Genomic DNA, 25494 nt, shown 5'->3' with positions numbered 1-25494 from the left:
CCCTCTGGGGAAATGTGACACGGGAGGGCGAAACTCCCAGGCGGGCCCCTCCGAAAATCAAGGTGAAGCAGCATCGAACATTTCCCCCTCCCTAGGGAGCACCCCCATATGTCGAACGGAATCGGCGGAGTTGGCGGCAATCGGCAGCTCACCACGGCGCAGAGCGCGGGCAACGTCAACACCTCGACCATCGCTCGCAACGCGCAGTTGATCGAGTCGACGCTGAATCTGGTCGAAAAGGCGGTGGATCTCGCGGGGAAGGCGGTCAACGTCGCGGGCAAGGCGCTGGATCAGATGTCCCAGGCGGCCCCCACGAAGCAGGCGGGGACGTCCGGCACCAGCCCGGCCTTCCCGTCCGAGCGCCCCAACCCCCTGGACTCCGTGCGCGACGCCCACTCCCTGAAGGTGGACGACGGCGGGAAGATCACCACCCCGGGCGGCTACACCATTGAGCAGTTGGGCCAGTTCGAGTGGCGCGTGACGGGCCCGGACGGCAAGAACACCCGCGTCTGGGGTGATCCGCACGTCGATGAGAGCGACGGCGGCAAGTGGGACTTCAAGCGCGACACCTCGTTCGTGCTGGGCGACGGCACCCGGATCAACTGCACCTGCGCGCCCTGGGGCAACGGCATGACGGTGTCGGCGCAGTTGGACATCGTCTACGGCGACAGCCACGTGCGCGTGACGGACATCGACAAGGGCAAGGGCAAGGTCGGCCAGGTCTCCCACGACAAGGGCATGGACGAGGTGGTCCGGTTCCACTCGAAGCAGAACGTGGACGTCTTCAACATGGGGAAGAACGCCGCTGACTGGACGTTCAACGGCAAGGAGATTGTCGGCCACGAGAACGGCGGCGAAATCCACAAGGTCGGTGAGGCCGTCATCACCGAGGGACACGCCATGGCGTTCAACTACACGGCGGCGGCGGACAACCCGGTGGCGGGCGAGGCGGCCCAGAACTGGGACATGAACACCAGCCTGCCCCAGGTGAAGCCGCTGCCCTGGGACATGAGCAGTGGCAAGCCCGAGCTGAACAAGCTGAACGAGACGTTCGACTCCATCAGCAAGGTGTTCGACCAGCTCAAGAACACCAACGCCAACGGCTTCAACCCCTTCAGCAAGAAGGACGACCTGTTCGGCGCGTACGACAAGAACCAGCACCGCTCGGCGCTGACCCAGTCCTTCAAGGCCCTGGGTGACATGTTCGGGACCCTGGAGAAGCTGTCCAAGCTGAATGATATGGTCCGCTTCCGCGGCCCCCAGTCGTTCTGAGCGCGGGACGCACCCCACCGGGCCAGGGGGTTCACCGCCTGGCCCCACTCGAGGTTGCCGTGAGCGACTCCGTCCCCAACAAGGGTCAGGCTGAGAAGGTCGTCGTCCCCGAACAACTCGCCGAGGCGGTGATTCGCGGCGAAATCTTCCTGGGGCAGTTCCTCAAGCTCTCCCAAGAGCAGCTCTATGCCTGGGCGGACAAGGGGTACCAGCTCCTCCAGGCCGGCAGCTCCCAGCAGGCCCTTCAAATCTTCCAGGGCCTGGTGGCGGCGTCGCCCACGGATGCCGTGTTCCATGCGCAGCTCGGTGCCGCGTACATGACCCTGGAGCGTTTCGACGAGGCGTTCGAGTCGTTCCAGCTCGCGCTCCAGTTCAATGACGGCCACGTGGATGCGCTGGTGGGGCGAGGGGAAGTCCACCTGCGCCGGGGCAATGTCCCCGAAGCGCTCGCGGACCTGAGCAAGGCCATCCAGCGCGACCCGGGTCTCCAGCGCCGCGCCACCCAGCGGGCCCACGCGACGCTGCGCACCCTGAAGCAGCAGGCGGATCAGGTGAAGAAGGGCCGGTAGTTTCCGGCCGCTGTTCCAGTCAGGTCCTCCGCACACAACCGGCCCGGGCATCGCGACACCACGCGCGGCTCGGGCCGAGTCGTTTCCGAAGGTCGCATCCGGGGTGGCCGGAAACCCGGCACGAAAGGGGGCCTGGGCGATTCCGGGGCGGGGCAGGGGACGCCGGGGGCCGATGGCCCCGTCGAGGCATCCTCGAGCCCGCAAAAAGCAAGGAGCCGGCATCCCAAGAGGGAGGCCGGCTCCGAGAACCGCGGTGCTACGGCAAGGATTAGATCTTGCCGATGACGGACATCGCGATCTCGTTGAGCTTCTTCATCAGGTTGGCAACGAAGGCGGTGGCCTCCTGCTGCTTCTGGAGCATGAGCTGCGCCTCGGCGCGCTCACGGTCCGGACCGGTCAGGCCGGAGAGGGACTTCTGCTCGAGGGCGGAGAGACCCTGGCTGGCTCCGAGGGCCTTCGTGGCGGCGGCGGCGGCGGTGGTGGCGGTGGTCATGGCGTTCTCCAGAAGTTTGGGAAGCGGGTGGTTTGCGGCGGCGCTGCTTACAAAAGGATTATGGGGGAATGGGGGGCGAAAGTTTCCTGCCCATTTTCTGATCCATTTTTTCCCGCCGGAAGCCCCAAGATCACCGCCAAAGGCGCGCACCGTTTTGGTGGAAAAGCCGATAACAGTCTAAGCTCCCGGCGCCCGGAGCCGCTTGCCCTACCGGCTCCGGGGCCGTCCTCCCGCCCTCGTGAGGGATGTGTGCAGATGACGACTGAATCCAAGGCATCGGTGACCAACGACGACGTGAAGCCTCTGTCCGGCCCCGAGATGCTCGAACGGGCCACCGAAGGCTTCAACCTCTTCCAGGACGGCCGCTTCCGTGAGTCGCTGACCTTGTTCCAGTCCCTGGCGGCCATGGACCCCACCGAGGCCTACTTCCAGACGGCGCTCGGCGCCTGCCATCTGGCGCTGGAGGACCTGGATCTGGCCGAGTCCTATTTCAACCGCGCCATTGAACTGGACCCCAGCGACCTCACGCCCTTCGTCAACCGCGGGGAAGTCCACCTGCGCCTGGGCAAGGTCCACGAGGCGGCCCGGGACTTCAATCACGCGGTGGGCCTGGACCCGGAAGGGCAGGACCCGCTCAGCGCCCGTGCCCGGATGCTGGCCGCCGCCGCGCTGGAGAGCGCCGAGGAGTCCCCGGCCTCCGAGTCCGGAAGCGACGGCGCGGCGTAACCGCCGAGGCGGGCCGGGCCTGTCGAGGCCCGGGCCCGAAACCCTGGGCTCCGCTCAGGGGAACTTCAGCTCCACGTCCATGCGGTACGGGCCGTCTCCGCCTTCAATGACGGGCCTGAAGTCCGCCGTGACGGATTCGGTATAGGTGTCACCCCCCTGGACGCGTACGAGCAGGGGGCGGACCGCCTGTCCCGGCGGGGCGTAGCGGCCCGTCACCGTGTAGCGCGCAATCGCCACGTCCGGCATGCCGAAGCCGTCCCCCGTTGAGGCACCGCGTCCCGTCGTGGGGCTCCCCGTGCTGCCGTCCGCCAGCGGCCCCACCGGGGTGAGCGTCAGCTCGACGTGCTCGTCCTGAAGCGCCTGGTCCGGGTCCGCCGGGTCCACGTAGTCCGCGAGCCGGAAGAAGACGCCGCTCCCGTAGACGCCGCCTTCGGGCCTGGCGCCCGTGAGCCGCCAGGTGAAGTCCCGAACGGCGCCCTCGTTCCCCGCGAAGGGGCTGGCGTTGAAGGGGTGCAGTTCAAAGGTGAAGCTGCGGCCATTGATGTCGCGCTTGAGCCGCGCGCTGGCGTTCCAGGTCGCCGCCGCCTGGCCCAGCTCCAGCCGGTAGGTGCCGTCCGCGCCGGTCACGCCCACCACGTCGGAGTTGTAGAGGACCTGGTTGTCCGCCACGACTTCCACCCCGGCCAGGGGCCGTCCCGCGGCGTCCACGGCCTTGCCCTTGACGACGTTCTTCTCACCGTTCCCGGAGGGCCCCGGCGGGTTGGAGCCATTGTCCGAACAGGCGGAACAGGCCAGGGCCGCGCCCAACAGCATCAACGGAAGCCCCCTGCCCACGGCACTCTTCAGTCGCATCGTGTTCTCCCCAGGTTTCGCGTGGCCTGCCCCGGCCCTCTCATGACGGCAGGGCACGACCGGGGATGAACCCGCGTGACGGGGCGCGGCGCAAGAACGAATGTCCACTTCGGTTGACTGCCCGGCTGCTAGGGCCACGGGCCCAGGCGGGGGAAGGGGACTTCGTGATGCCCCCCCTGACAGAAGGGGGGCAGGTTGGCCTAGGATGCCTGACCGCTGATGGCCGCCACCAATCCGAACAGCTTCCTCAACAAGTACTCCGACATCGTCCTTGCCGTGGTGGTCGTGGCCATCGTCGGGATGATGATCGTCCCGCTGCCCACGCTGCTGCTGGACGTGCTGCTGACGCTGAACATCAGCATCTCGGTGGTTCTGCTCCTCGTCTCCCTCTACGTGCCGGGCGCGCTCCAGTTGTCGGTGTTCCCGACGCTGTTGCTCATCACGACGATGTTCCGGCTGTCGCTGACCATCTCCACCACGCGTCTCATCCTCCTCACCGGTGACCCGGGAGAGGTGGTCGTGGCGTTCGGTAACTTCGTGGTGCAGGGCAACTTCGTCGTCGGCGCCATCCTCTTCATCATCCTGGTCATCGTGAACTTCATCGTGATTTCCAAGGGCTCGGAGCGCGTCGCTGAAGTGGCCGCCCGCTTCACCCTGGACGCGATGCCCGGAAAGCAGATGTCCATCGACGCCGACCTTCGGGCCGGCTCCATCGACCAGGACCAGGGCAAGAAGAAGCGCCGCGACCTGGAGCGTGAAAGCCAGCTCTTCGGCGCCATGGACGGCGCCATGAAGTTCGTGAAGGGCGACGCCATCGCGAGCATCATCATCACCGTCGTCAACATCGTCGGTGGCCTCATCATCGGCGTGACGCAGAAGGGCATGTCGGCCGGCGACGCGGCGCAGAAGTACACGCTGCTCACCATCGGTGACGGTCTGGTCGGCATGATTCCCGCCATCCTCATCTCCACGTGCGCCGGTATCATCGTGACGCGCGTCGGTGGCGAGGAAGAGGGCAATCACCTCGGCATGGACATGGGCACGCAGTTGACGGCCTATCCCAAGGCCATCGCCATCGCCTCGGGCATGCTCATCGTGCTCGGCCTGGTGCCGGGTCTGCCCAAGATTCCCTTCTTCCTGCTGGGCATCGGCGCGGGCGCGGGCGCCTGGACGATGCTGAAGAAGCAGAAGCAGGCGGTGGAGGCGGAGGACATGGGCCCCGCGATGGAGACGGACCTGGGCACGCCCATGGCCTCCGAGCCCGCGCCCAAGGAGGCGCTCAACCCGGACTCCGAGCTCTTCATCCCCGTCGTCACGCCCATCGTCCTGGAGGTGTCCGACGCGCTGGTGCCCTATGTGGACTCGCGCCAGGACAACGGGCGGTTCCTCTTCGAGCTCATCCCGTTCATGCGCGACGGCCTCTTCGTGGAGCTGGGTGTCCGCTTCCCGGGCGTTCGCGCGCGTGGCAACGGCTCGCTGCCGCCAGGGGCGTACCAGGTTCAAATCAACGAGGTTCCCGTCGTCACCGGGCAGGCCACGTTGGGCCACATCCTGGTGAACGACACGGTGGACCGGCTGCGGTTGATGAACATCCAGGGCTTCGAGGCGGTGAACCCCGCCACCCGGCAGCCCGCCGCCTGGGTCCCCGAGCATCACCGCGACACGCTGGAGGCCGCCGGCCTCACGACGTGGGACGTGCCTGGCTACATCATCCTGCACACCGCCGCCGTGCTGCGGCGCAACGCCCGCGAGTTCGTGGGCGTGCAGGAGACGCAGACGATGCTGGAGCAGTTGGAGAAGGCCTTCCCCGCCATCGTGAAGGAGGTCGTCCCCAAGGTCGTCAACGTGCTGAAGCTCACGGACATCCTCCAGCGTCTGGTGGAGGAGGAGATCTCCATCCGTGACTTGCGCGGCATCCTCCAGGCCCTGGCCGAGTACGGGCAGGTGGAGGCGGACAACGTGATGCTCACCGAGCATGTGCGTGCGTCCCAGCGGCGCTACATCTCGCACAAGTATGCGCGCGGCACCGGCACCCTGGTGGTGTACCTGCTGGACCCGAACATCGAGGACGCCATCCGCGGCTCGGTGAAGCGGACCTCGGCAGGCGCGCACCTGGCGCTGGAGCCGGAGCTGGCGCAGGAAATCGTCCAGGCCGTGCGCTCGGAGTGCGGACACCTGCCGCCCAGTGCGCAGCGGCCCGTCATCCTCACGGCGATGGACATCCGGCGCTACGTCCGCAAGCTGCTGGAGTACGAGTTCAACCCGTCGTTCTCCGTGCTCAGCTACCAGGAGCTGTCCCCCGAGCTGAACATCCAGCCGGTGGCGCGCATCTCCACGCGGTAGCTGTTGTGCCCGCCTCGGGCCCGCGCGTCGCACCGGCGCGCTTGGGCCCGAGGGGCTGTGTGTTTCTCCCCGTCGGTTCACGCGGCTTCGCGCGTGGCGCGTTGGCGCTGTTGCCCGTGGGGCGTGATGCGGGCCGCGCACCGCCGGGCGCGGCGCCGTTACCCATGGGGCGTGATGCGGGCCGGGCGTGGCGGCGCGTTGGCGCTGGTGCCCGTGGGGCGCGGACGGCATCCGGGCTCTTCCCCGCGATGCCGCCTCGTCAGTCGCCGTGCCTGTTCGCGTTCCGGTGCCGAAGCCTGGCGCCCGGAGGCCGTGCCTACGCCCCCACGAGCACGGCGATCATCAACACCAGGAACAGCAGGCCCACGAGCCCCATCACCACGAGCGGGACGAGCTTCTCCTTGTCCTTGAACGCGGACATGGCGCCCCCCTGTGCGGGCTCGTCCGGCACGGGGTACTCGGCCGACACCGGCGGGGGCGGCTCCTCGGCGACGGGCTCGTCCGGCGGCGGAGCGGGCTCGTCGGCGACGGGCTCCTCGACGGGCGGGGCAGGCTCTTCGACAGGCGGAGCGGGCTCCTCGACGGGCGGCTCCACCGGCTTGGGCTCCGGGCGCTGCCGGCGAGGGGAGGGCGGCGGCGGGGCCTTCACCTCGGCCGCCAACTGGACCGGCTCCTCGGCGGGCTCGGTGGGGTCCACGTACACGAAGCGGGTGGCGCCCACCTCCAGCTCGTCCCCATCCTTGAGCTGCCGGCGGTTGACCCGCTTCTTGTTCACCTTGATGCCGTTGCGGCTGCCCAGGTCCTCCACGTGCGTGCCGGACCAGTCGCGGCGCACCTTGGCGTGCTTCCGGGAGACGAGGTCGTCCTTGAGGACGATGTCCGCGTCCTTCTGTTCGCGGCCGAGCACGACCTCCTTCGCGTCCCCCAGCTCGATGCGCTCGCCCTCGCGGGGGCCGTTCATGAAGCGCAGGTAGCGCTCCTCGCCGCCGCCGCCGGCCAGGCCGCGCATGGCGTCCTTCACCATGCCGCGGGCGATGAAGGCCGTCTTCTCGGCGCTGGCCTCGCTGTTCAGGTGCTCCAACACCCGGTCGAAACGCACGTCGTAGGTCGCAATGGCGATGACGTCGCCGTTGCGCAGCAGCCGCTTCTCGCCCTTGGGCACCGGCTTGCCGTTGATCTGCGTACCGTAGGCGCTGCCCAAGTCCTCCAGGAAGAAGAGCGTGCCCTCCTGGATGATGCGCGCGTGGTTGCGCGACACCGCCTGTTGGGCGAGCACGACCTGACAGGCCTTGTCGCGGCCCAGGGTGATGACCGCGTCGTCGAGGACGAACTCGGTGCTCTGGGCAGCGCCGGCCTCGCTGCGCTGCGTAACGGTGAGACGAACGCTCATCGAAAAGGAAGGGTGCTGGGAAGGCGGGACAGCAGAACGTCAGAACGTCGCGTCGCTCAGGAATCTCTCACACGTCTGATACTCCGTGGGGAATTCCTCTGACGTCCCGTATTTCAGGAAGTTCTTGCAGGCGATCTGCGCGTGCTCGCGCTTATGCGCCTCGAAGAAGAGTTCGTACAACCCGTAGTGGCAGGCCGCGTATTTGGCGTCCAGCTTCACGCACTTGCGATAGGTGGACTCCTCCTCGGCCACCAGGCCCTTCTCCCGGTACTGACGGGCGAGCATGAAGAGCGCGGGCGCGGAGTTCTCCGCCTGCTGCGTGTCCTTGATCTCCTTGAAGGCCGCGTCGGTGAGGGCCGACTTGCGCTGGGCCAGGGCCAGGTTGTTGATGCAGCTGCTGTTGCTCGAATCCAACTGGGCGCAGTTGCCAAAGGCCTCGCGGGCCTCCGGGAAGCGGCCCAGCTCCATGAGCGCGGTGCCCAGGTCGTGCCACAGCAGGGGCGAGTCCTGGACCAACTGGGTGGCGCGGGAGAGGTGCTCACCGGCCGCGTCGTACTCCCCCTCCGAGTAGGCGATGACGCCCAGGGTGTGGTGCGCGTCGGCGATGCCGGGGTTGACGGCCAGGAGGGTGCGCAGCTCCCGCTTGGACTCGTCCATCTTCCCCATCTTCATGAGGGAGAGGGCCAGGTTGTAGCGCGACTCCAGGTTGTCCGGATTGACCTTCAGGGCGCGGCGGAAGTTGTCGTGCGCCTTTCCGTAGGCGGCTTCCTGCATGTAGATGGCGCCCAGGTTCTGGTACGCCTGCAGGTGTTCCTGGTTGTAGCGCAGGGCCTTGATGAAGTGCTTCTTCGCGTCCTCGTTGCGGCCCGAGTACATGGCGATGAGGCCCTTGTTGGACCAGAGGTCGGCGTACTGGGGGGAGAACTCCAGGCCCAGGTCGCAGAACGTATCCGCGCGCGTCAGGTCGCCCTTGGCCATCTCCTGGGAGCACAGCTCATTGTTGATGAGCGCCCGCTCATGCGGCGGCGGCGTCCGGACGCAGGCGGCGAGCGGAAGGGTGGAGACCAGGGACAACGCGGCGGCAAGTCGGCGGAGACGCATGGCGGGGGCGAGTGTAGGAGACGGCCCGCGCCCAGGCAACGCCCCGCGTGGCTTGAATCCAGGCTGTTTTCCGGGGGTTACGCCGGTAGAGTGGCGGCCCATGCGTACCCTGCTCTGCACCCTTGGCTTCACCCTGGCGCTTCTCAGCGCCGCTCCGGCGCATGCCCAGTTCGCCAATCGCAGTCTGGGCGTGTCGCTGGGCTACATGGACTTCAACCGGACCAACGGCCTGGACTCCTCGTTCTTCGTGGGGATCGACGCCAGCCTCTACATCGAGAACGGCTTCGAGGTGGTCTCCCTGTCGAAGATCACGTTCCCCCGCGACACCACGGACCGGAACGAGCGCCGCGTGGTGGGCCTGGCGCCGTCGGTGGGCATCCGCTACCTGCTGCTGGAGGAGTCCATCCGTCCCTACGTCGGGTCGGACCTGAGCTACCTCATCGTCTTCAAGAACAACGTCAGCAACTTCGTGGGCATTGGCCCCAACGTCGGCGTGGACTTCTTCGTGTCGGACTCGGTGAGCGTGGGCGCGCGGGCGCAGTACAACTTCTACATCGCGCTCAACGAGAAGACGCAGCGCTCGCTCACGCTGTCGCTCGGCGCGGCGGCGTACTTCTAGCCTTCTGCTTCGGCGGCAGCAGGGCCGCGGCCACCAGCAGCGCCCACTTCTCGTCGGAGAGGTGGGCCGGCTTCTCCATGGCCAGCGCGTCCTGCAGCCGCGCGCCGAGCGCCGCGAACAAGCGGAGCCGCGCCTCCATCCGCAGCTCCTCGCGCCGCAGGGCCGCCGTCAGCACCACCTCCCGCTCCTCCGAGGACAGCCGCTTCACCCGTGCCACGAAGAGCGGATCCGCCAGAAGCCCTTCGTCTCCCGTGGCGCCCAGCGCGGAGGGCACCCGGAGGCGGCGCTCGCGCACCACGAGCGTCCCCGCCAACATGTCCCCCAGCCGCTGCTGAGACCGTGACGCCAGCGCGGAAATCCCACCCACCAGGTAGAACACCGGAAGCCGGTCCACCGGACGCGCCAGGTTGCGCAGCGCCGCGTGGTAGAAGCCGATGCGCACGCCGCTCTCCTGGATGACCCGCAGGGACATCACCCGTTTGCCCACGGTGCGTCCGCTCCACACCGTCTCCAGCGTGATGGCGTAGCCCCAGTCCACCAGGAAGTAGATGACGATGCCCAGCGCGCTGGCGAAGCCCGGGGCGGCCATCATCACCACGTTGATGGCCATGAGGATGCCGGTGGAGATGGCCAGGACGATGACCGCGTCCACCAGCCACGCGAGGAAGCGCGAATACAACCCCGCGAGCGTGAAGCGGAACTCCACGTACTCGGGTGTGAGCACCGTGTGGGTGCCGTCCAGCAGGGTGTCGGTGGCGGTCGTCACCGACACAGTGTAGCCGCGTGGAGTGCGCGCGGGCACCCTTGAGGGCAATTGCTCGCGGCTCCAACGATTTCAGTGGGGCGGCGGAAGTCACGCACCGGTGTCCGAAGTGACATGTTCACCGGCCGGGGGGCAAGCGGGCGGGACATCGCACGACAGCGCTATTCTTGAGGCCCGAGCGCGTGGAGTAGTCTGCCGCGCACTCGCACCGTGCCCCCCTCCGACTCTTCATCGTGGAACCGCCGTCTCCTGCCGGCGGCAGCCTTTCAGTTCGCGCTCATCGCAGGGGTGACGCAACTGAAGACGGCCTCCAACGCCCTGGTGCTGTCGCGCTTCGAGTCGCAGGCGCTGCCGTACCTGTACCTGCTGGGCGCGTTGATGACGGCGGCCATGACGCTGCTGCCGCGCTCCAAGCCGGGCTCGCCCTTCGAGTCACCGGGCCTGCTGACGGGCATGGGCGGCGTGGTGGCGCTGGGGCTCGCGGCGGCCCTGTCCGCGGGGCAGCGGCTGCCCGCGCTGGCGCTGTACCTGTTCGCGGACACCTTCTCCACGTTCGTGTCCTTCCGTTTCTGGGGCCGCATGGCGGCGGCGTTCGATGCGCGAGAAGCGCGGCGGGCCTTCACCGCGCTCAACGGCTTCGCGATGGGCGGCGGCATCGCGGGCGGTCTGCTCATCCAGGGGCTGGCGGAGAAGCTGGGCACGCCGGCCATCGTGGTGAGCGGCGCGCTGGGGCTGCTCGTCGCGGGCGCCATCTTCCACCACCTGTACAAGGGCCTGCCGCCCACGCCCGCGCGCGGACGGCCTCCGTCCTTCCTGGGCCTGCACTACCTGGCGGAGAGCCCCTACGCGCAGGTGCTGGCGGCGCTGGGCATCGCGTTCGCGGTGCTGTCCTCGTTCGTGGACTACCTGTTCCGCCTGCGCCTGGAAGGCACGCTGAGCGAGGACGCGCTCACGGCGCTCTTCGGTTCGCTCCAGTTGTGGATTGGCCTGTTCTGCGTCGGGTTCCAGTTGCTGGTGGCGCAGCGGCTGCTGAAGCGGCTGGGCCTGCTGCGCTACGTCGCGCTGGTGCCGCTGGTGCTGGCCCCGCTCGCCGGCGGGGCGTTGGTGACGCCCAGCCTGTGGCCGGTGCACCTGCTGCGGCTGGTGGAGACGGCGGTGAGCTACTCCATCCTTCCGGTGGGCATCCAGTTGCTCTACGCCGCCGTGCCGGATGAGCAGCGCGAGGGCCTGCGCGCGACGGTGGAAGGCCTGTTGCGCAAGGGCGGCGTGGTGCTGGCCGGTCTGCTCCTCATCGGCGCGGGCCGCGCGGCCAACGGCGTCACCATGGCGGTGGCGGTGGTGGGCATGTGCGCCGCGCTGGGGCTGCTGCTGGTGCGGCTGAAGCCCGCGTACGTGGCCGCGCTGGGTGAGCAGGTGGGCGCGCCCGAGGAAGAGGACGTGGCGCTGGAGGGCGAGGAGGAGCAGCGGCTGCTCGCCGAGGCGCTGGCGGCGCCCACCCCCGACCGCGTGTTGCGCGCGGTGGCCATGATGGAGCAGGCGGAGGTGCCGCTGCGGCCGTACCTGCCCGCGCTGCTGCGCCACCCGCACGAGCGTGTCTTGGAGCGGGGCGTGTCCCTGGCGTTGGAGCTGGAGGCCCACGAGCTGGCGCCGGTGCTGGAGCGGCTGGTGGAGGAAGGGCCGCGTCGGCCTCGGGACCAGGCCGTGTGGGCCCTGGCGCGGCTGTCCCCGGAGCGGGCCGAACGCCTGCTCCCGGCGCTGTTGAACCACCCGGACGTGGGCCTGCGCTGCGCGGCCATTGGCGCGCTGGTGAAATCGACCGGCAGCGGCGCGGCGCTGGAGGCCTTGCAGTGGATGTTGTCCCGGGGCGAGGGCGCGCCGGTGTCGGAGCGCCGCGAGGTGGCGCGGCTCCTGGGCCGGCTCCAGGACGCTCGCTTCGCGGAGGCGCTGGCGCGTTACCTGGAAGACGCGGACGGCTCCGTGCGACACGTGGCGCTCGTCGCCGTGGGCAAGGGCCGCTACGCGGAGCTGGCGCCCCGGCTGCTGCCGTTCCTCACCTGGCGCGAGGAGCGCAAGGCGGCGCGCGAGGCGCTCGTGGCGCTGGGGGATGAAGTGACGCCGCTGGTGGAGGAGCAGCTCAACAACCTGGTGGCGCCGCTGGCGATGCGGCTGCAACTGCCTCGCGTGCTGCGCGGCATCGGCACCCCGGCGGCGCTGGACGCGCTGCTGTTCTCCAACGTGCGTGATGACGCGTCCCTGCACTTCCGCATTGGCGCGCAGATGTCGCGCCTGCGGGACGAGCACCCCGAGCACCCCGTGGACGTCGAGCGCGTCCGCGAGGCGCTGGGCCGGCGGCGCGACGTGTACCGGAACCTGGTGGGCGCCTTCCGCGACCTGCGCGCGGCGCTGGGGGATGGCTCGCTGCTCACCCGCGCGGTGGGTGACCGGATGGACCAGGCGCTGGAGCTGTGCTTCTTCCTCCTGGGCCTGCTGCACCCGTCGCACGTGATGCGCGGCATCCACTACAACCTGGTGGGGCCGGACCCCCGGCGCCGGGCGCTGGCGCTGGAGTTGTTGGAGAACCTGGTCGACGAAGAGGACCGGGAGCTGGTGATGGAGCAGGTGGAGGCCCACCACCGCGAGCTCCCGCCGGGTGCGCCGGGCCGGCTGTGGCGCCGCCTGGCCGCGCTGGTGCAGAGCGAGGACGGCGTGCTGCGCGCGTGCGCCCGCCACGTGGCGTGGGTGAACGGGCTGCACGTGCTCCCGCAGGAAGGTGACATGAGCGACAGGACGGTCCAGCGAATGTTCGCGCTGGAAGGCGTGAGCGTCTTCTCCCAGTGTGACGTGGACGACATCGCCGCCATCGCCGCGGTGGCGCGTGAGGCGTCGTTCCGCGCGGGCGAGCGCATCTACGCGCAGGGCGACCCGGGTGACGCGCTCTACGTCATCGTCGACGGCGCGGTGGATGCCTTCCACGACGGCGAGCACGTGCTGCGCTTCCAGGGCAAGCAGGCCTTCGGTGAGGTGAGCCTGCTCGACGGTGCCCCGCGTCCCACGGACATGGTGGCCGCGGTGGATACGCGCGTGCTCATCATCGACCGGCGCGACTTCCTCGACCTGCTCGCGGACCGGCCGGAGCTGCTCACGGGCTTCTTCCGCGCGGTGAGCCTGCAGCTCCAGGCGCTCATCGCGCTGCCCGACTCACGCGAGACGGGCGAGCGGCTGGAGCTGGCCGCCCCACTGGGCCCGCTGGCGCCTCCGCTGCCAGATGGGCCCGCGCCGGATTCGAACGACGACCGCTCTCGCGACGACTCCTGAGCCCCCGACGGCTTCACCACACGTCGGCGGGCTTGGGGACCTCACCGGCGGGCGGCTCGGCCTGGCCTTGGGGCGGGAGCGCCGCCTTCGCCGCTTCCACGTCGGCGACGAGCAGGTGCGCGGAGGCGACCGGGATGAGGGGACGGACGAAGAACTTCATCGGAGGGAACGAGCCCAGGAAGCGGACCGTCGCGAGCCCGGCGAACATCCAGGGGTGGCGCTCCGTGCTGGAGATGGGCGCGAAGACCTCCTGCGTGCGCTGTCCCCAGGATGCGCCATACCGCTGGAGCGCGCCCCAGCGCAGACCCGGCATGCGCGTGGTGAGGAACGTCCAGACCCGGAGGAACCAGGGCGGCCGCGCGGCTCCCGCGGCGGGCTCCCACGCTCGTGAGCTCTTGGCGGCGGTGAAGACCACCCACCACCACGTGCTCCAGGCGGTGAAGAGGACGTAGAACGCGTAGCGCGAGGCGCACATGAAGGGCACGGCGAGCACGACCAGTGCCGGCACGCCCACCATGAGGAGCAGGAACGCCCGCCAGCGCCGCTTCAGCTTCTTGCGCAGCCACAGGAAGTTGAGCCGCACGCGCGGCGGGAAATCGTCCTCCTCGGGCTCCAGGCCCGTGAGCAGGCTGGCCTTGCGGGAGATGGCGTCGTGGTAGTCCCGCGACAGGGCGATGATCACCCACTGCGCCAGTTGCAGCGCGGCGAACAGGGCCGCCCAGAAGGCGATGCTCCACACGGAGAACCCGTTCACCGTCCACAGCGACCGTTTGGGGGCGTCGGCCTTGCGGGGGGGCGCGGAGGCGGGGGCCTCCTGCTCCTCAGCGGAGGATTCGGAGGATGTCGACGTGTCGCCTTCATCCAGGTCCAGCCCCCGCGTGGTCTCCAGCACCAGCGCGGCGATGGCCTCTGGGAGCGATACGCCCGCGTCCGTGCCCTGAGCGGCCGCCTCAATGTCCCGGATGTGCTTTTCGATGCGCGCGTCCGCGGTCGATTCCTCGGCCGATGGCTTCGACGCCGCGTCCGTCCCGTCCTCAAGCGCCTCGGGGGCGCCCGGCGCCGGGGCCGTGCCAGTCCCGTCCGCGAGCGCTTCCGGGGCGCCAGGCGCTGGCGCGGTGTCAGTCCCGTCCGCGCTCCTCTTCGTGGCGCCGGGCTCAGGTGCATTCGCCGCCGTGCCCGTCCGCGCCGCTGGCTCGCCAGGCACTGGCGCGGTGTCGGATTCCGCCGCGTCCTGGGCCGCCTCGCTGGCCCCGAGCGCCGCTGCCTCGCCACCGGCAACGCCGGCCGCGGCCTGCTGGCGGCGCGCGATCCGAGCGTCGAGGGCCTTCAGGCGCTCCTGGGTCTTCGCCTCCAAATCAATCAGGCGCCGGGTGCTCTTGGCCTCCGCCTTCTTCACCTGCCGCTCCGCGAAGGCCGTGGCGAACTTCTCCACCTGGGCCGCCTGGGCCCTATCGCGGGACTTCCGCTTGCTCGCGCTCTCCGCCGCCTCAGTTCCGGAAGTCATGCAACTCAAGGCCAAAGCCAGAGCTGCAATGGATTGCAGGAATCCAACACGGATGTATTGCTTCCGGGCGGCCGGGTCCCCGAGCAGGGCCCCGCCGATGTGAAAAGGCAGGCTGGCCCCATAGATGAACTGGCCCAGCCGTCCCTTGGGCGGCTTTCGCACCCGGAGCGAGGGGGCCCGCACACCCGTACGCACCTCACCGGCGCGCTCGCGTGCCCGGACCTCATCCTGGCCGGGGAACCCCTGCTCTGTGTGCTTGTGAACCGTGCCTTCGGGTGAGGCGCCGCCGTGCCGCGTGTCGCTGTCTGCCACGTGTCTCAGCGTAGCACGAGCCGAGTTGTGCTAAAGGCGCTCGTGTGAGCACGAACCCTCTCCGTCCTCGTCCCTTCCTTCAGCCGCTGTCCGGCGTGCTGGTTCTCGCCCTCGGTGTCGTTACCGGATGCGAGAAGAGCAATCCCACTCCTCCTCCCGCCGCGCCCGAGGCGAAGGCGCCTCCTCCGCCCAGTGAGGTCACCCTGCTCGTGACGGGTGGCGCGTTCGGCCAGCTCCAGCCCGTGGAGGGCAAGGGCGGCGCGGCGGAGATGCTCGGCCGATGGGTGGCCGACGAGAAGCACTGTCCCGGTCCCATCCGCGAAGGCCAGGCCACCTGCGCTGACTCCAGCACGCTGGCGCTCGCCACGGGTGACCACTGGAACGGCCCGGCCATCTCCTCCTTCTTCCTGGGCACGTCCACGGCCGAGGTCATGGGCCGCATGGGCTACGCCGCCTCCGCCCTGGGCAACCACGAGCTGGCCTTCGGCAAGGACGCCTTCCTCAAGAACCGTGGCGCGGGCGGCTTCCCGTTCCTCGCCGCCAACCTCAAGGTGAAGGACCCGTCGCTGGCGGGCGACCTGTCCATGCCCGCGTTCCAGATTTTCGAGCGCCGCGGCCTGAAGATTGGCGTCGTGGGCCTGGCCTCCGAGAAGACGGTCCGCACCGCGATGCCCGGCCGCGCGGAAGGGCTCGAGGTCACCGGTTATGAAGAGGCGCTCAACACCGCCGTGCCCGAGGCCCGCAAGGCCGGCGCGGACGTGGTGGTGGTGCTCGCCGACGAGTGCGTCACCGACCTGCAGCCCGCGGTGGCGAAGCACCCCGAGTGGAAGCTGGCGCTGGTGGCCGGTGGCCGCTGCGCGCAGCCCGTCGAGCTGAAGGACGGCGCGACGAGCTTCGTGTCGCTGGACCGCGGCTTCGGCAAGTACCTGCGCGCGCACGTCACCTTCGACGCGGCGAAGCCCGCGGGAGAGAAGGTGACGGCCCTGGACACCAAGGTCGTCGACGTCGCGGGCGGCTCGCCGGACGCGGAGACGGCCCAGCTCGTGGGCAAGTGGAAGTCGCAGCTCGACGAGGTGCTCGGCCAGCAGATTGGCTTCTCCAAGGCCGGCATCCCGCAGTCCTCGCCGCAGATGGCGAAGTGGGTCGCGGGCGCGGTGCGCGAGACGCTCGGCACCGACGCGGCGGTCCTCAACAGCGGCGGCATCCGGGGCGACCTGCCGGCGGGCGCGGTCACGCGCGGCAGCATCTACTCGGTGATGCCGTTCGAGAACACGCTCCTGGTGGTGAAGCTGAAGGGCTCCGACCTGGCCAAGCAGCTCGCCAACCCCAACGCCCTCATCGCGGGCTTCACGCCCTCCGGGAAGGACAAGTTCAAGGACGCCAAGGGCAAGGCCCTGGACCCGAACAAGGAGTACACGGTCGCCACGGTGGAGTACCTCTACTTCGGCGGTGACGGCTTCGAGTTCGAGAAGCTGGCCCCCGAGCCCACCGAGACGGGCATGGCGTGGCAGACGCCGGTGGTGGAGTGGACGAAGCTGAAGGAGAGCAGCGAGAAGAAGCCGATCGAGAAGCTGCTGAAGTAGTCCCCGCGGCACCCGCAGCACGCCGCGCCCGAGGCGCCGGAGGAGCCCCATCCAGGGCCCTTCCGGCGCTTCGTCGTTTTCGTCAGGGCGCCTGTGACGCGGGGGCGGCCATGGGGAGGTGCTCGCCGCCCGCGGGGGACGTCTCGCCGCACACGGCCTGGTAGCGGGCCAGCGTGTCATTCACCGTCCGCCGCAGCCGCTGCGGTGTGCCCTCGTGCAGCATGTCCACGGCCAGGTGCTGGGCCTCCAGCGCCTCCGGGCAGCGGCCGAGCTGGAAGAGGATGGTGGACCAGGTGTCCAGCACGGAGGCGTTTCCCGGCGCAAGCGTGAGGGCCCGCTGCGCCGCGGCCAGGCCCTTCTCCGGCTGGGCCGTGCGCGCGTAGTAGCCCGCAAGTCCGTTCTGCGCGCTGACGCTGTCGGGGAGCAGCTCCACCGCGCGCCGCCGCGCGGCCTCCTGTTCCTCGGACGTGTAGCCCGCGGCGTCCAGCGCCTGGGCCAGCGCCATCCACGCGTGCCCGCTGACGGGGTGCATGGCCAGCAGCTCCCGGGCCAGCGCGAGCCGGCGGAAGGGGTCCTCGGTAGAGCGCAGGCGCAGCAGCATGACGTCGACGTTGCCGGGCTCCTCGCGCGTGGCCTCCGCCATCTCGCGCTCCATGTGGGGCAGCCGCGCCTCCATGGGGGCCGCGCCCGGCGTCATCAGGAACAACTGCGCGCGCAGGGCATGGACCTCCGCCGCGCGCAGGGGGCGCGTGGTCAGCAGGCACTTCACGGGGGACAGTGGCGCGGTGGTGGTGCGGTAGTTCACATGGCCATGGTGGCGGACATAGCCGTTCAGCTCGCCGCTCAGGTCCTTGGCGCCTTGAAAGGCCGCGTCGAAGGCTTGCCGGGGGTGTTCGCCGCGCATGAGCCGCTTCTGGAAGGCCTCGAAGCGCGTGCTGTGGCGGGTGATGAAGAAGTGCACCCACAGCCACGAGGACGCGTAGTACTGCCGAGACTCGGCGGTGCTGAGCATCCCCTTGCGCTCCCACTCCCAGAGCTCGTCGAGCGTGCGCCAGCCGTGGCGCGACACCTGTGTATAGAAGGCGTCGTGCAGCCGCCCGAGGATGACTTCGCGCCGCTCGGGCCGCAGGGCGATGGTCTCCAGGTAGCCCGCGAGTCCCTCCGACAACCACCGGGGCTGACGGACGAGCGCGAGCTCGGACAGGTAGTGCGTCAGCTCATGGGCCTGGGTGGTGACGTCCGCCGTCGCCTCGGTGAGCGCGTAGGCGTGACCGGCCAGCACGAGCAGGGGGCCGTCCTCGGTGCGCGTGGAGAAGCCCTCGATGCGGATGTTGGTGAACTCCTCCAGGGCGCTGCGGTTGTGCAGCAGGATGATGTCCACCGTGCCCGGCGGGTCGAAGTTGCCGCCCCAGGCCTGGAGCAGTCCCTGCCGGAGCATCTCCAGCTCCTGCGCCGCGGCCTCGGCCGTGGGCGTGTCCAGGTTGGTGCGGACGCTGAAGTGCGGGCTGCGGACCTCGACCCAGGGGCGGCCGCCCTCCAGGGGGCACAGGGCGCGCGTGCTTGTGCATCCCGACAGCAGGGCGAGCAGCCATCCCAGCAACGCCATCCGACACGTCATGGGCTGGGTTTTCCCACAAAGCCCTCGCGGAGGGCAGGGTGGCCCGCCGCGTCACTGGGCTAGAGTGTCCGCCATGGAGATGGCGGAGTTCATCGAGTCACGCAGGCCGCGCTGGGAGCAGTTGGAGTCACTGCTGGACCGCTCCGAGGTGCACGGCCTTCGCGCGTTGAGCCTGGAGGACGCCCGGACGCTGGGGCGGCTGTACCGCGCCGTCTCCAGTGATTTGCTGTGGGTGCGCGCGCGCAGTGGCTCCGCGGACGTGAACGCCTATCTCAACGATTTGGTGGGGCGGGCCTACGCGCTGACGTACCCGGGCCGCCGCCCGCGCTTCTCGGACGTGTGGGGTTTCGTGGCGCGCGGCTTCCCCGCGCTGATGCGCAGCGAGTGGCGCATGTACGTGGCGTCGCTGCTGATGCTGCTGGCCGGCGCGGGCTTCGGCTACGTGGGGATGATGGTGGACCCGGACGCGGCGCTCTACCTCGTGCCGGCCGAGCACCTGAACCTGGACCCCATCAAACGCGCGGCGGACGAAGCGGCGGGGACGGGGATGACGGTGCAGGACCAGGCCCAGTTCACCACCTTCCTCTTCACCCACAACATCCAGGTGGCCTTCCTGGCCTTCGCGCTGGGCATCACCCTGGGCGTGGGCACGGCGCTGATGCTCTTCGTCAACGGCCTGTTCCTGGGCGCGCTCGCGCAGGTGTACGCGGCCAAGGGCATGGCGGGTTGGTTCTGGGCGTGGATTCTCCCGCACGGCATTCCGGAAATCACTGCCATCTGCATCGCGGGCGCCGCGGGGTTGGTGATTGCGCGCGGCATGGTGGCGCCGCGCGGGTTGCCTCGGGGCATGGCGGTGCGGCGGGAGGCGGTGACGGCGGTGAAGCTGCTCTTCGGCACGCTCACGCTGTTCGTGCTCGCGGGCTTCATCGAAGGCACGGTGTCCCAGGTGCATCCGCCCAAGCTGTCGGTGGCGTTCAAGGTGACCTTCGCCCTGGTGGTGGGCGCGGGCGTCTACGCGTACCTGTTGTCGGACTGGCTGCGCGGTGGCGGCGCGGCCCGGAGCGACACCGCCGGGGCGGCCCATGGATGAGCGGCTCTGGCTGCCTCCACTGCCGGACGCGCCGGAGGTCCTCATCGAGTGTCCGCGCTTCTCCTTCGTGAAGCGCCGCGCGGACGGCGCCGTGGACTTCATCTCCCCGCTGCCGTGCCCGTACAACTACGGCAGCATCCCGGGCCTCACGTCGGATGAAGGGGACCCGCTGGACGCCGTGGTGCTGGGGCCCCGGCTCGCGTTGGGGCAGCGCTTGAAGGTGCCGGTGGTGGGCGTCATCGGCTTCGTCGACGCCGGGCGCGGGGACCCGAAGGTGGTGTGCTCCGCCGCGCCGCTGACGGACGCCGAGCGCGCCGGGTTGGAGCGCTTCTTCCGCGTCTACGCCCTCTTCAAGCAGGTCCTGCACCGTGTGCGAGGCAACGTGCCGGACACGCGCTTCGCGGGGTGGCTGCCGCGCCCCGCGACGGTGGCGGTGACGCTCGGCGAGGACGCGGGCGCGGGCGCTACAGGACTCCGCGCGCCTTGATGTCCAGGTAGCGGTTGACGGCCGCGAGGCTCAGTTCATCCGGCTGCACGTCGAGCATCTGCACGCCGCCCTGACTCACGCGGGCCTTGAGCACCTCGCGGTCCGAGAGCAGCTCGGACGCCACCGCGTGCTGGAAGGCCTCTTCGGGGCCGGGGGGCGGCGTGCGCAGCAGCTTCTGGAGCGCGGTGTCCTTCACGGACAGGCACAAGGGCACGTGCCGCCGCGCCAGCCGGTGCAGCGGCGCCACCATGGTGGAGGCCTGCTCCTCGTCCAGGAAGTCGGTGAAGACGCACAGCAGGCTGCGGCGCGTGAGGCGGAGGTTCAGCTCCTTGAAGAGGGCCAGGTAGTCCACGTACGTCAGGCTGGGCGTGGTGGCGTAGAGCATGTCCACCATCTTCCGGTACTGCGTGCGCCCGGCCGCGGGCGGCAGGTAGGCCTTCACGCCGTCGGCGAAGACGGCCAGCCCCACGCGGTCCCCGTTGCGCACGGCCACGAAGGCCAGGAAGAGGGCCGCGTTCACCGCGTGGTCCAGCTTGGTGAGGCCATCCACCTGCGCGGCCATGGAGCGGCCGGCGTCCACGCAGATGAGGATGGACTGCGAGCGCTCCGACTCCAGCACGCGCGTCACCGGCCGGCCCCGGCGCGCGGTGGCCTTCCAGTCGACCTCGCGCACGCTGTCGCCCTGGGCGTAGTCCCGCAGGCGCGCGAACTCACTGCCGCGTCCATCGCGCCGCAGTTGCCGCAGGCCCAGGTTGACGAGGTCCAGCGCCGCGCCCGACAGCAGCAGGCGGTTGGCGCCGCGCAGGTCCGGGTACACCGCGATGCTCTGCACGGCGGGGAACACCCGTTCGTGGGACACGAGCCCCAGCGGTCCACGCACCCGGAGGTGGACGTCGCCGAACTGGAAGCGCCCGCGCTTGCCGGGCGTCACGCGGTACACCCAGCGCGACTCACTCTGGGCGGGCAGGTGCAGCGGCGCCTCGTCCGGGACGGCGTCGAAGCCGTCCGGCACGTCGTCGCGCACGCGCACCTGGACGGCGCCGCCTCCCCGGTGAATCAGCCGCACCACCACCTTGTTGGCCACGCCCACGTTGAGTCGCGCGGGCAGCACCCGGTGGACCTCCAGCCGGGCGCGCCGCGCGGAGAGGAAGTCCATTCCCGCCAGCGCCAGCACCAGGGCGTCCAACGCGAGCACGGCGCCGCCCAGGCCGGGGCTGAAGCCCGCCAGCATCATGGGCAGCGCGAGCAGCGCCAGCAGCACCCACAGGCGCGGGGTGGGAATCACCGGGGGACCTCGACGCCGTGCACCACCTCGCGCAGCACGTCCGACGGCGTGGCCCCGTCCAGCTCCGCGTCCGGCGACAGCAGCAGGCGGTGCTTCAACACCGGCGCGGCCAGGAAGCGCACGTCATCCGGCGTGACGAAGCCGCGCCCGCGCAGCGCCGCCAGGGCCTTGGCCGCCAGCAGCAGGTGCACGCCCGCGCGAGGGCCGGCGCCCAGGCGGATGCGGCTGGACGAACGCGTGGCCGACACCAGCTTGCGGACATAGGCGAGCACCGGCGGCTCCACCGTGACTTCGTTGAGCGCGCCGCGCGCGGCCAGCAGGCCCTCCTTGGCCACCGCGGCGTTGACGCCCGCGCGCTGCAGGTCGCCCGCGTCGAAGCCGCGGTGCACCGAGGCCAGAATCGCGTCCTCCTCCTCCGGCGCCGGGTAGCCCACCTCGATTTTGAGGAGGAAGCGGTCCAATTGCGCCTCGGGCAGCGGGTAGGTGCCCTCCGACTCCACGGGGTTCTGCGTGGCGAACACCGTGAAGAGCGGCGACAGCGGCAGCACGCGGCCCTCCATGGAGACGGAGCGCTCCTGCATGGCCTCCAGCAGCGCGGACTGCGTCTTGGCGGGCGCGCGGTTGATTTCGTCCGTGAGCAGCAGGTCCGTGAAGATGGGGCCACGCACCAGCGTGAAGCCCTGCGTCTTCAGGTCGAACACGCTGGTGCCCAGGATGTCCGCGGGCATCAGGTCCGGGGTGAACTGGATGCGCTTGAACTCCGCGCCGATGCTGCGCGACAGGGCCTTGGCCATCAGCGTCTTGGCCACACCGGGCACGCCCTCCAGCAGGATGTGGCCCCCGGCGATGAGGCCGCAGAGCATCAGCTCCAGGGCTTCGTCCTGGCCCACCACGGCCTTGCGGACCTCGTTCAGCACGGCCTCGCGGATGGCGTGGGCGGCCCGAACGGCGGTGCCAGACGGGGTGGGGGAGGGGGCGGACAGGGTGTCGTTCATGTCGTACCGGAAGGGCTGGGCCGGGCGGCGCCGGCGGAATGAAGGCGTTGGCGCAGCCGCGCCGCGTGCGCGGCGAGCTGCTGGAGGTCCGTGTCGCGGCCCACCGAGGCGGCCTCGGTGGTGAGGGCCTCGAGTCCCTGGGCCAGGTCCGCGCGGCCCCGCTCGCGCAGCCCCTGCGTCACGGAGGCGGCGGGGGCGTGCGCGGGCAGGCCCGCATGCAGGGCCAGCTCCTGGGTGAGGCCGCGCAGCAGCAGGTTGGCGGCGAAGCCGTGGTGCCGGCCCTCGCGGTACAGCCGGCCCATGGCGAAGAGCGCGTCCGTGGCGCCCACGCGCACGGTGTCGGGAGGCGGGCGCGGGCGGCCGAAGCGCTTCAGCGACACCGACCACAGCGCCACGCCGAGCAGGAGCTGCAGCACGGCGAAGTGCAGGCCGTAGCGGCGCGCGAAGTCCACCACCGAGCGCTCGTTGGTGAAGCCGTGGTGGAACTCGTCGAACGCGTAGGGGCCGGGGCCCATGGCGGCCAGCGCGCTCAGCCAGAACTGCGCGTTGTCAGCGCGCGCCAGCGCCTGGTTCATGGCCAGCTCCGGCGCGCCCACCACCAGCACGCGGCCCTGGCCATGCGGTACCACCGCCGCCGCGAACATGCCCAGCCGCTCGTCCTCCAGGACGGGAAGGGCGTTCTCGGGCAGCGCCAGGTAGGCCTGCACCCGCGCCTCCACGCGCTCCACGCCCAGCGTGTACGGCGTGGGCTGCGGCGGCACCAGCGTGCGCATGGGCAGGGTGGTGTCCGCCTTGAAGAGCTTCACGTTCAAGGCGTCCAGCAGCGGGTTCTCCCGCGAGCCCCAGGGGACGTAGACGAGGCTGCCGCCTCCGCGCACGTGCTCCAGCAGCTTCTCCGTCTCGTCCGAATTCAGCGCGGCGGCGCGGAAGGCATTGAAGCCGGTGCGCGGCACATGCTCATCGCCCAGGCCCGCGTCGGGCTCGGCGGCCAGGGCCGTCTGGTCCGGGTCGGATTCGTAGTCGCCGTCGACCTCCACCGCCAGCAGCACGGGCGTGCCGATGCCCGACGTGACGCGCAGGTCCGACAGGTGGCGCGTCGCCGGCAGGCCGCTCTCCTGCGCCAGCAGGAGCAGGGCCCTCGCGCCGTCCTCCTGCGCCCGGAAGGTGGACAGCGTGTCCGCGAACTCGTTGCGCCGGGCGCCCCGGACGAGGAAGGTGGCCAGCGCCACGGTGAGCAGCAGGCCACCCACCACCAGCAATGGGAAGCGGTCACGCACCGGCCACCTCCGGGCGGGACGGCGCGGACAGCAGCGGCGAGGTGAGGGCGCGGAACTCGCGGTAGCCGTCCTGGCTCACCGGCAGGTTGCCGTACCACGCGAAGTCGAAGCGGAGCGTCAGCTCGCGGAAGGGGGCCTTCCATTCGGCGCGGCCCCGGAACTGGCGCAGGTAGTCCCAGTTGCTCAGCGTCTCGTCGTAGAGGATGGCGCCGTCGCGGTGGAGGCGCGACAGCAGCGCCAGGTAGAGGCTGCGCACCGCCTCGCGGTACTCGCCCTTCGCCGCCAGCTCGTCCGCCAGGTGCGCCCAACCCTCCGGCGCCCGGGACAGCGCGTGGTTCGCGGCGCCCGCGAGGGATTGCGCGTCCACGGTGGAGACCTGCACGTCCTCGCCGTCCGCGCTCTTCTGGGTCTTGCCCAGCGCCCGCAGCAGCACCAGGCCCAGCACGCCCACGGTGAGCGCCACCAGCACCACCACCAGCACGTTGGCCACGCTGAGGCCCGACATGCGCGGCTCGCTGGGGGCCACGGGTTGCTGGCGTTCGTTCTCGAAGAGCGCCTTGAGCCACGTGCCCAGCCAGTCGAGGAACCGGCGAATCCAGCCCGGAGGCTCGCGGGACGTGGCGGGCTCGGCGGCCTCCTTCTCCACCTTGGGCGCGGCCTCCGCGAACTCGGGCCGGGACAGGATGTCCTTCGCCCGCGCGGAGGCGGCGCGCGCGTCCGCCCGGGCCTGTGCGTCCACGGTGGCCCCCAGCGTCACGAGCCCCTGCGCCAACTGGGCGCGGGCGCCGTCACAGTTCTCCTCGTCGAAGGCCAGCGACTCCAGGCGGCGCACGAAGCGGTCCAGCTTCACACCCTCCGCGGGGCCCAGGGCGTCCACGGACGCGTACGTCTCCGGCGCGTCCTCGGGCGTCGCGGCCTCACACGCCTCCGCGACGGCCGTCAGCCGCTTGCGGGCCTCCGCGCGGGAGAGGGGCTTCGCGGTGGCGTCCGCGTCCTGGGCGTGGGCCGCGGCCGGTGCCAGCAGGCCCAGGCCCAGGAGGGCCACCAGCACCGCCGCGCCGCGAGACGCGCCCGGTGGCGACAGGGGGCGCCCCACATCGCGCGCGGGAAGCTGCTGCACCGCGGCGAGCAGGTCGAGCCCCTCCTGCCGCACGCGCCCGTCCACCAGCAGCAGCGAGGCCGTCGCGGCGCGCACCGGCTCGAAGAGGGCGAAGGTGGTGGCCGCCAGGAAGAGCAGCCAGGACAGGTTGTCCAGCGAGGCGAAGCGCTCCGCGAACGTCAGGTCCATGCCCAGCAGCTTGCGGCCCAGATACAACAGGGCGTTGAGCGCGATGTGCAGGTTGAAGAAGGCCAGCACCTGCGCCGCCATCAGGATGCGGACCCACGCCGCGGTGCCACGCGCCGGGCCCAGGAGCCGCGAACACACCCCGTAGAGCCGCAGCGGGCTGCCGCGTCCCTGCATCACCGCCGCGTAGCCCACGCCCTGGGCCGACACCGCGATGAACGCCAGCCCGAGCGTCAGCGTCACCACCAGGGTGTTGAGCGTCAACAGGTACGCCACGGCGATGAAGAGCGCGGGCATCTTCCCGAGCGCGGCCTTCATCGACGCCCACGCGGAGGGCTCGCCCTGGGTGCCCAGCAGCACCTCCTGCACGTGGTGGCAGGCGGCGCCCTGGCTCAGGCCCCGGAAGAACCACGCCAGCGTCAGCAGCAGCGAGGGCAGGGCGAGCGGCCAGCCCATGCGCACCGACTCCGCCAGGTACAACACGGCGGCCACCACGGCGGCGCCGCTGGGCAGCGTGAGGGCCCAGACGCCCGTGTCCCGTGTGCAGAAGCGCAGCGCGGCGTCCATCAGGACCACGGCGCCTCGGGGGCGAAGCTCGAGCGCGGAGACGGCCAT

At 70.4% G+C, this 25494-nt stretch carries 20 protein-coding genes; 9 read left to right on the top strand and 11 right to left on the bottom strand.

All coding sequences use genetic code 11. The features are described from left to right. Positions 1–108: 108 nt before the first annotated feature. Entirely contained in the window at positions 109–1272 is a 1164-nt protein-coding gene (locus tag A176_RS22130) for a DUF1521 domain-containing protein (RefSeq protein WP_002640921.1), read from the top strand. Between the two features lie 59 nt (positions 1273–1331). Continuing rightward, complete coding sequence (locus A176_RS22125; protein WP_002640920.1) at positions 1332–1841, top strand: tetratricopeptide repeat protein; 510 nt, start codon at positions 1332–1334, stop codon at positions 1839–1841. Positions 1842–2109: 268 nt separating this feature from the next. Here A176_RS22125 and A176_RS22120 read toward each other — a convergent pair whose 3' ends face one another. Continuing rightward, positions 2110–2334, bottom strand: a complete 225-nt coding sequence (locus A176_RS22120; RefSeq protein WP_002640925.1) for a hypothetical protein — start codon at positions 2332–2334, stop codon at positions 2110–2112. A 255-nt stretch (positions 2335–2589) separates the two neighbouring features. On the opposite strand from A176_RS22120, the gene A176_RS22115 reads away from it, so the two are divergent. Beyond that, entirely contained in the window at positions 2590–3060 is a 471-nt protein-coding gene (locus tag A176_RS22115) for a tetratricopeptide repeat protein (protein WP_044890033.1), read from the top strand. Positions 3061–3114: 54 nt separating this feature from the next. Here A176_RS22115 and A176_RS22110 read toward each other — a convergent pair whose 3' ends face one another. Next, positions 3115–3912 (bottom strand): carboxypeptidase-like regulatory domain-containing protein, encoded by a 798-nt coding sequence (locus A176_RS22110; protein WP_002638961.1) that lies wholly within the window; start codon positions 3910–3912, stop codon positions 3115–3117. A 219-nt stretch (positions 3913–4131) separates the two neighbouring features. Here A176_RS22110 and sctV point away from each other — a divergent pair, with 219 nt between their 5' ends. Then, positions 4132–6255: a type III secretion system export apparatus subunit SctV gene (gene sctV, locus A176_RS22105; protein WP_002638962.1), complete on the top strand. Its 2124-nt coding sequence runs from the start codon at positions 4132–4134 to the stop codon at positions 6253–6255. Positions 6256–6571: 316 nt separating this feature from the next. Here sctV and A176_RS22100 read toward each other — a convergent pair whose 3' ends face one another. Together A176_RS22100 and A176_RS22095 are read right to left on the bottom strand one after the other, a co-directional pair. After that, on the bottom strand, positions 6572–7645 hold the full coding sequence (locus tag A176_RS22100) for an FHA domain-containing protein (protein WP_002638963.1): 1074 nt from the start codon (positions 7643–7645) through the stop codon (positions 6572–6574). Between the two features lie 39 nt (positions 7646–7684). Beyond that, positions 7685–8746 carry a tetratricopeptide repeat protein gene (locus tag A176_RS22095; protein WP_021781251.1) on the bottom strand — a complete coding sequence of 354 codons (1062 nt, stop codon included), beginning with the start codon at positions 8744–8746 and terminating at the stop codon, positions 7685–7687. A 100-nt stretch (positions 8747–8846) separates the two neighbouring features. Between A176_RS22095 and A176_RS22090 the strand changes: the two genes are divergently transcribed. Then, positions 8847–9365 (top strand): outer membrane beta-barrel protein, encoded by a 519-nt coding sequence (locus tag A176_RS22090; RefSeq protein ID WP_002638965.1) that lies wholly within the window; start codon positions 8847–8849, stop codon positions 9363–9365. Here the strand turns inward: A176_RS22090 and A176_RS22085 are convergent. Continuing rightward, positions 9331–10137: an RDD family protein gene (locus A176_RS22085; protein WP_002638966.1), complete on the bottom strand. Its 807-nt coding sequence runs from the start codon at positions 10135–10137 to the stop codon at positions 9331–9333. The genes A176_RS22090 and A176_RS22085 overlap by 35 nt on opposite strands. A 201-nt stretch (positions 10138–10338) precedes the next feature. Here A176_RS22085 and A176_RS22080 point away from each other — a divergent pair, with 201 nt between their 5' ends. After that, positions 10339–13443, top strand: a complete 3105-nt coding sequence (locus A176_RS22080; RefSeq protein ID WP_044890034.1) for a cyclic nucleotide-binding domain-containing protein — start codon at positions 10339–10341, stop codon at positions 13441–13443. 13 nt (positions 13444–13456) lie between these two features. Here A176_RS22080 and A176_RS22075 read toward each other — a convergent pair whose 3' ends face one another. Next, positions 13457–15259, bottom strand: a complete 1803-nt coding sequence (locus A176_RS22075; RefSeq protein WP_002638968.1) for a hypothetical protein — start codon at positions 15257–15259, stop codon at positions 13457–13459. A 44-nt stretch (positions 15260–15303) separates the two neighbouring features. On the opposite strand from A176_RS22075, the gene A176_RS22070 reads away from it, so the two are divergent. Then, the gene (locus tag A176_RS22070) at positions 15304–16842 is read left to right on the top strand and encodes a bifunctional metallophosphatase/5'-nucleotidase (protein ID WP_002638969.1); all 1539 of its coding nucleotides are present in this window, start codon (positions 15304–15306) and stop codon (positions 16840–16842) included. 82 nt (positions 16843–16924) lie between these two features. Here the strand turns inward: A176_RS22070 and A176_RS22065 are convergent, their stop codons facing one another. Continuing rightward, positions 16925–18448, bottom strand: a complete 1524-nt coding sequence (locus A176_RS22065; protein ID WP_002638970.1) for a hypothetical protein — start codon at positions 18446–18448, stop codon at positions 16925–16927. Between the two features lie 85 nt (positions 18449–18533). On the opposite strand from A176_RS22065, the gene A176_RS22060 reads away from it, so the two are divergent. Both A176_RS22060 and A176_RS22055 read left to right on the top strand, forming a co-directional pair. Then, positions 18534–19550, top strand: a complete 1017-nt coding sequence (locus tag A176_RS22060; RefSeq protein WP_002638971.1) for a stage II sporulation protein M — start codon at positions 18534–18536, stop codon at positions 19548–19550. Further along, on the top strand, positions 19543–20037 hold the full coding sequence (locus A176_RS22055) for an inorganic diphosphatase (protein WP_044890118.1): 495 nt from the start codon (positions 19543–19545) through the stop codon (positions 20035–20037). Before A176_RS22060 ends, A176_RS22055 begins: the two co-directional genes overlap by 8 nt. Here A176_RS22055 and A176_RS22050 read toward each other — a convergent pair. Genes A176_RS22050 through A176_RS22035 form a run of 4 tightly spaced genes read right to left on the bottom strand, consistent with a single transcriptional unit; the run spans position 20015 to position 25494 of the window. Then, a complete protein-coding gene (locus A176_RS22050) occupies positions 20015–21322 on the bottom strand; it encodes a DUF58 domain-containing protein (protein WP_002638973.1) in 1308 nt (435 codons plus the stop codon). The genes A176_RS22055 and A176_RS22050 overlap by 23 nt on opposite strands. Further along, positions 21319–22317 (bottom strand): AAA family ATPase, encoded by a 999-nt coding sequence (locus A176_RS22045; protein WP_002638974.1) that lies wholly within the window; start codon positions 22315–22317, stop codon positions 21319–21321. The genes A176_RS22050 and A176_RS22045 overlap by 4 nt, the downstream gene beginning before the upstream one ends. Further along, positions 22314–23594 (bottom strand): DUF4350 domain-containing protein, encoded by a 1281-nt coding sequence (locus A176_RS22040; protein ID WP_002638975.1) that lies wholly within the window; start codon positions 23592–23594, stop codon positions 22314–22316. The genes A176_RS22045 and A176_RS22040 overlap by 4 nt, the downstream gene beginning before the upstream one ends. After that, on the bottom strand, positions 23587–25494 hold the full coding sequence (locus A176_RS22035) for a DUF4129 domain-containing protein (RefSeq protein WP_002638976.1): 1908 nt from the start codon (positions 25492–25494) through the stop codon (positions 23587–23589). Before A176_RS22035 ends, A176_RS22040 begins: the two co-directional genes overlap by 8 nt.

Source organism: Myxococcus hansupus (genome assembly GCF_000280925.3).
GTDB classification, from domain to species: Bacteria; Myxococcota; Myxococcia; order Myxococcales; family Myxococcaceae; genus Myxococcus; species Myxococcus hansupus.
The sequence above is the reverse complement of the archived record's forward strand: the minus strand, read 5'-3'. Positions and strand labels throughout refer to the sequence as shown.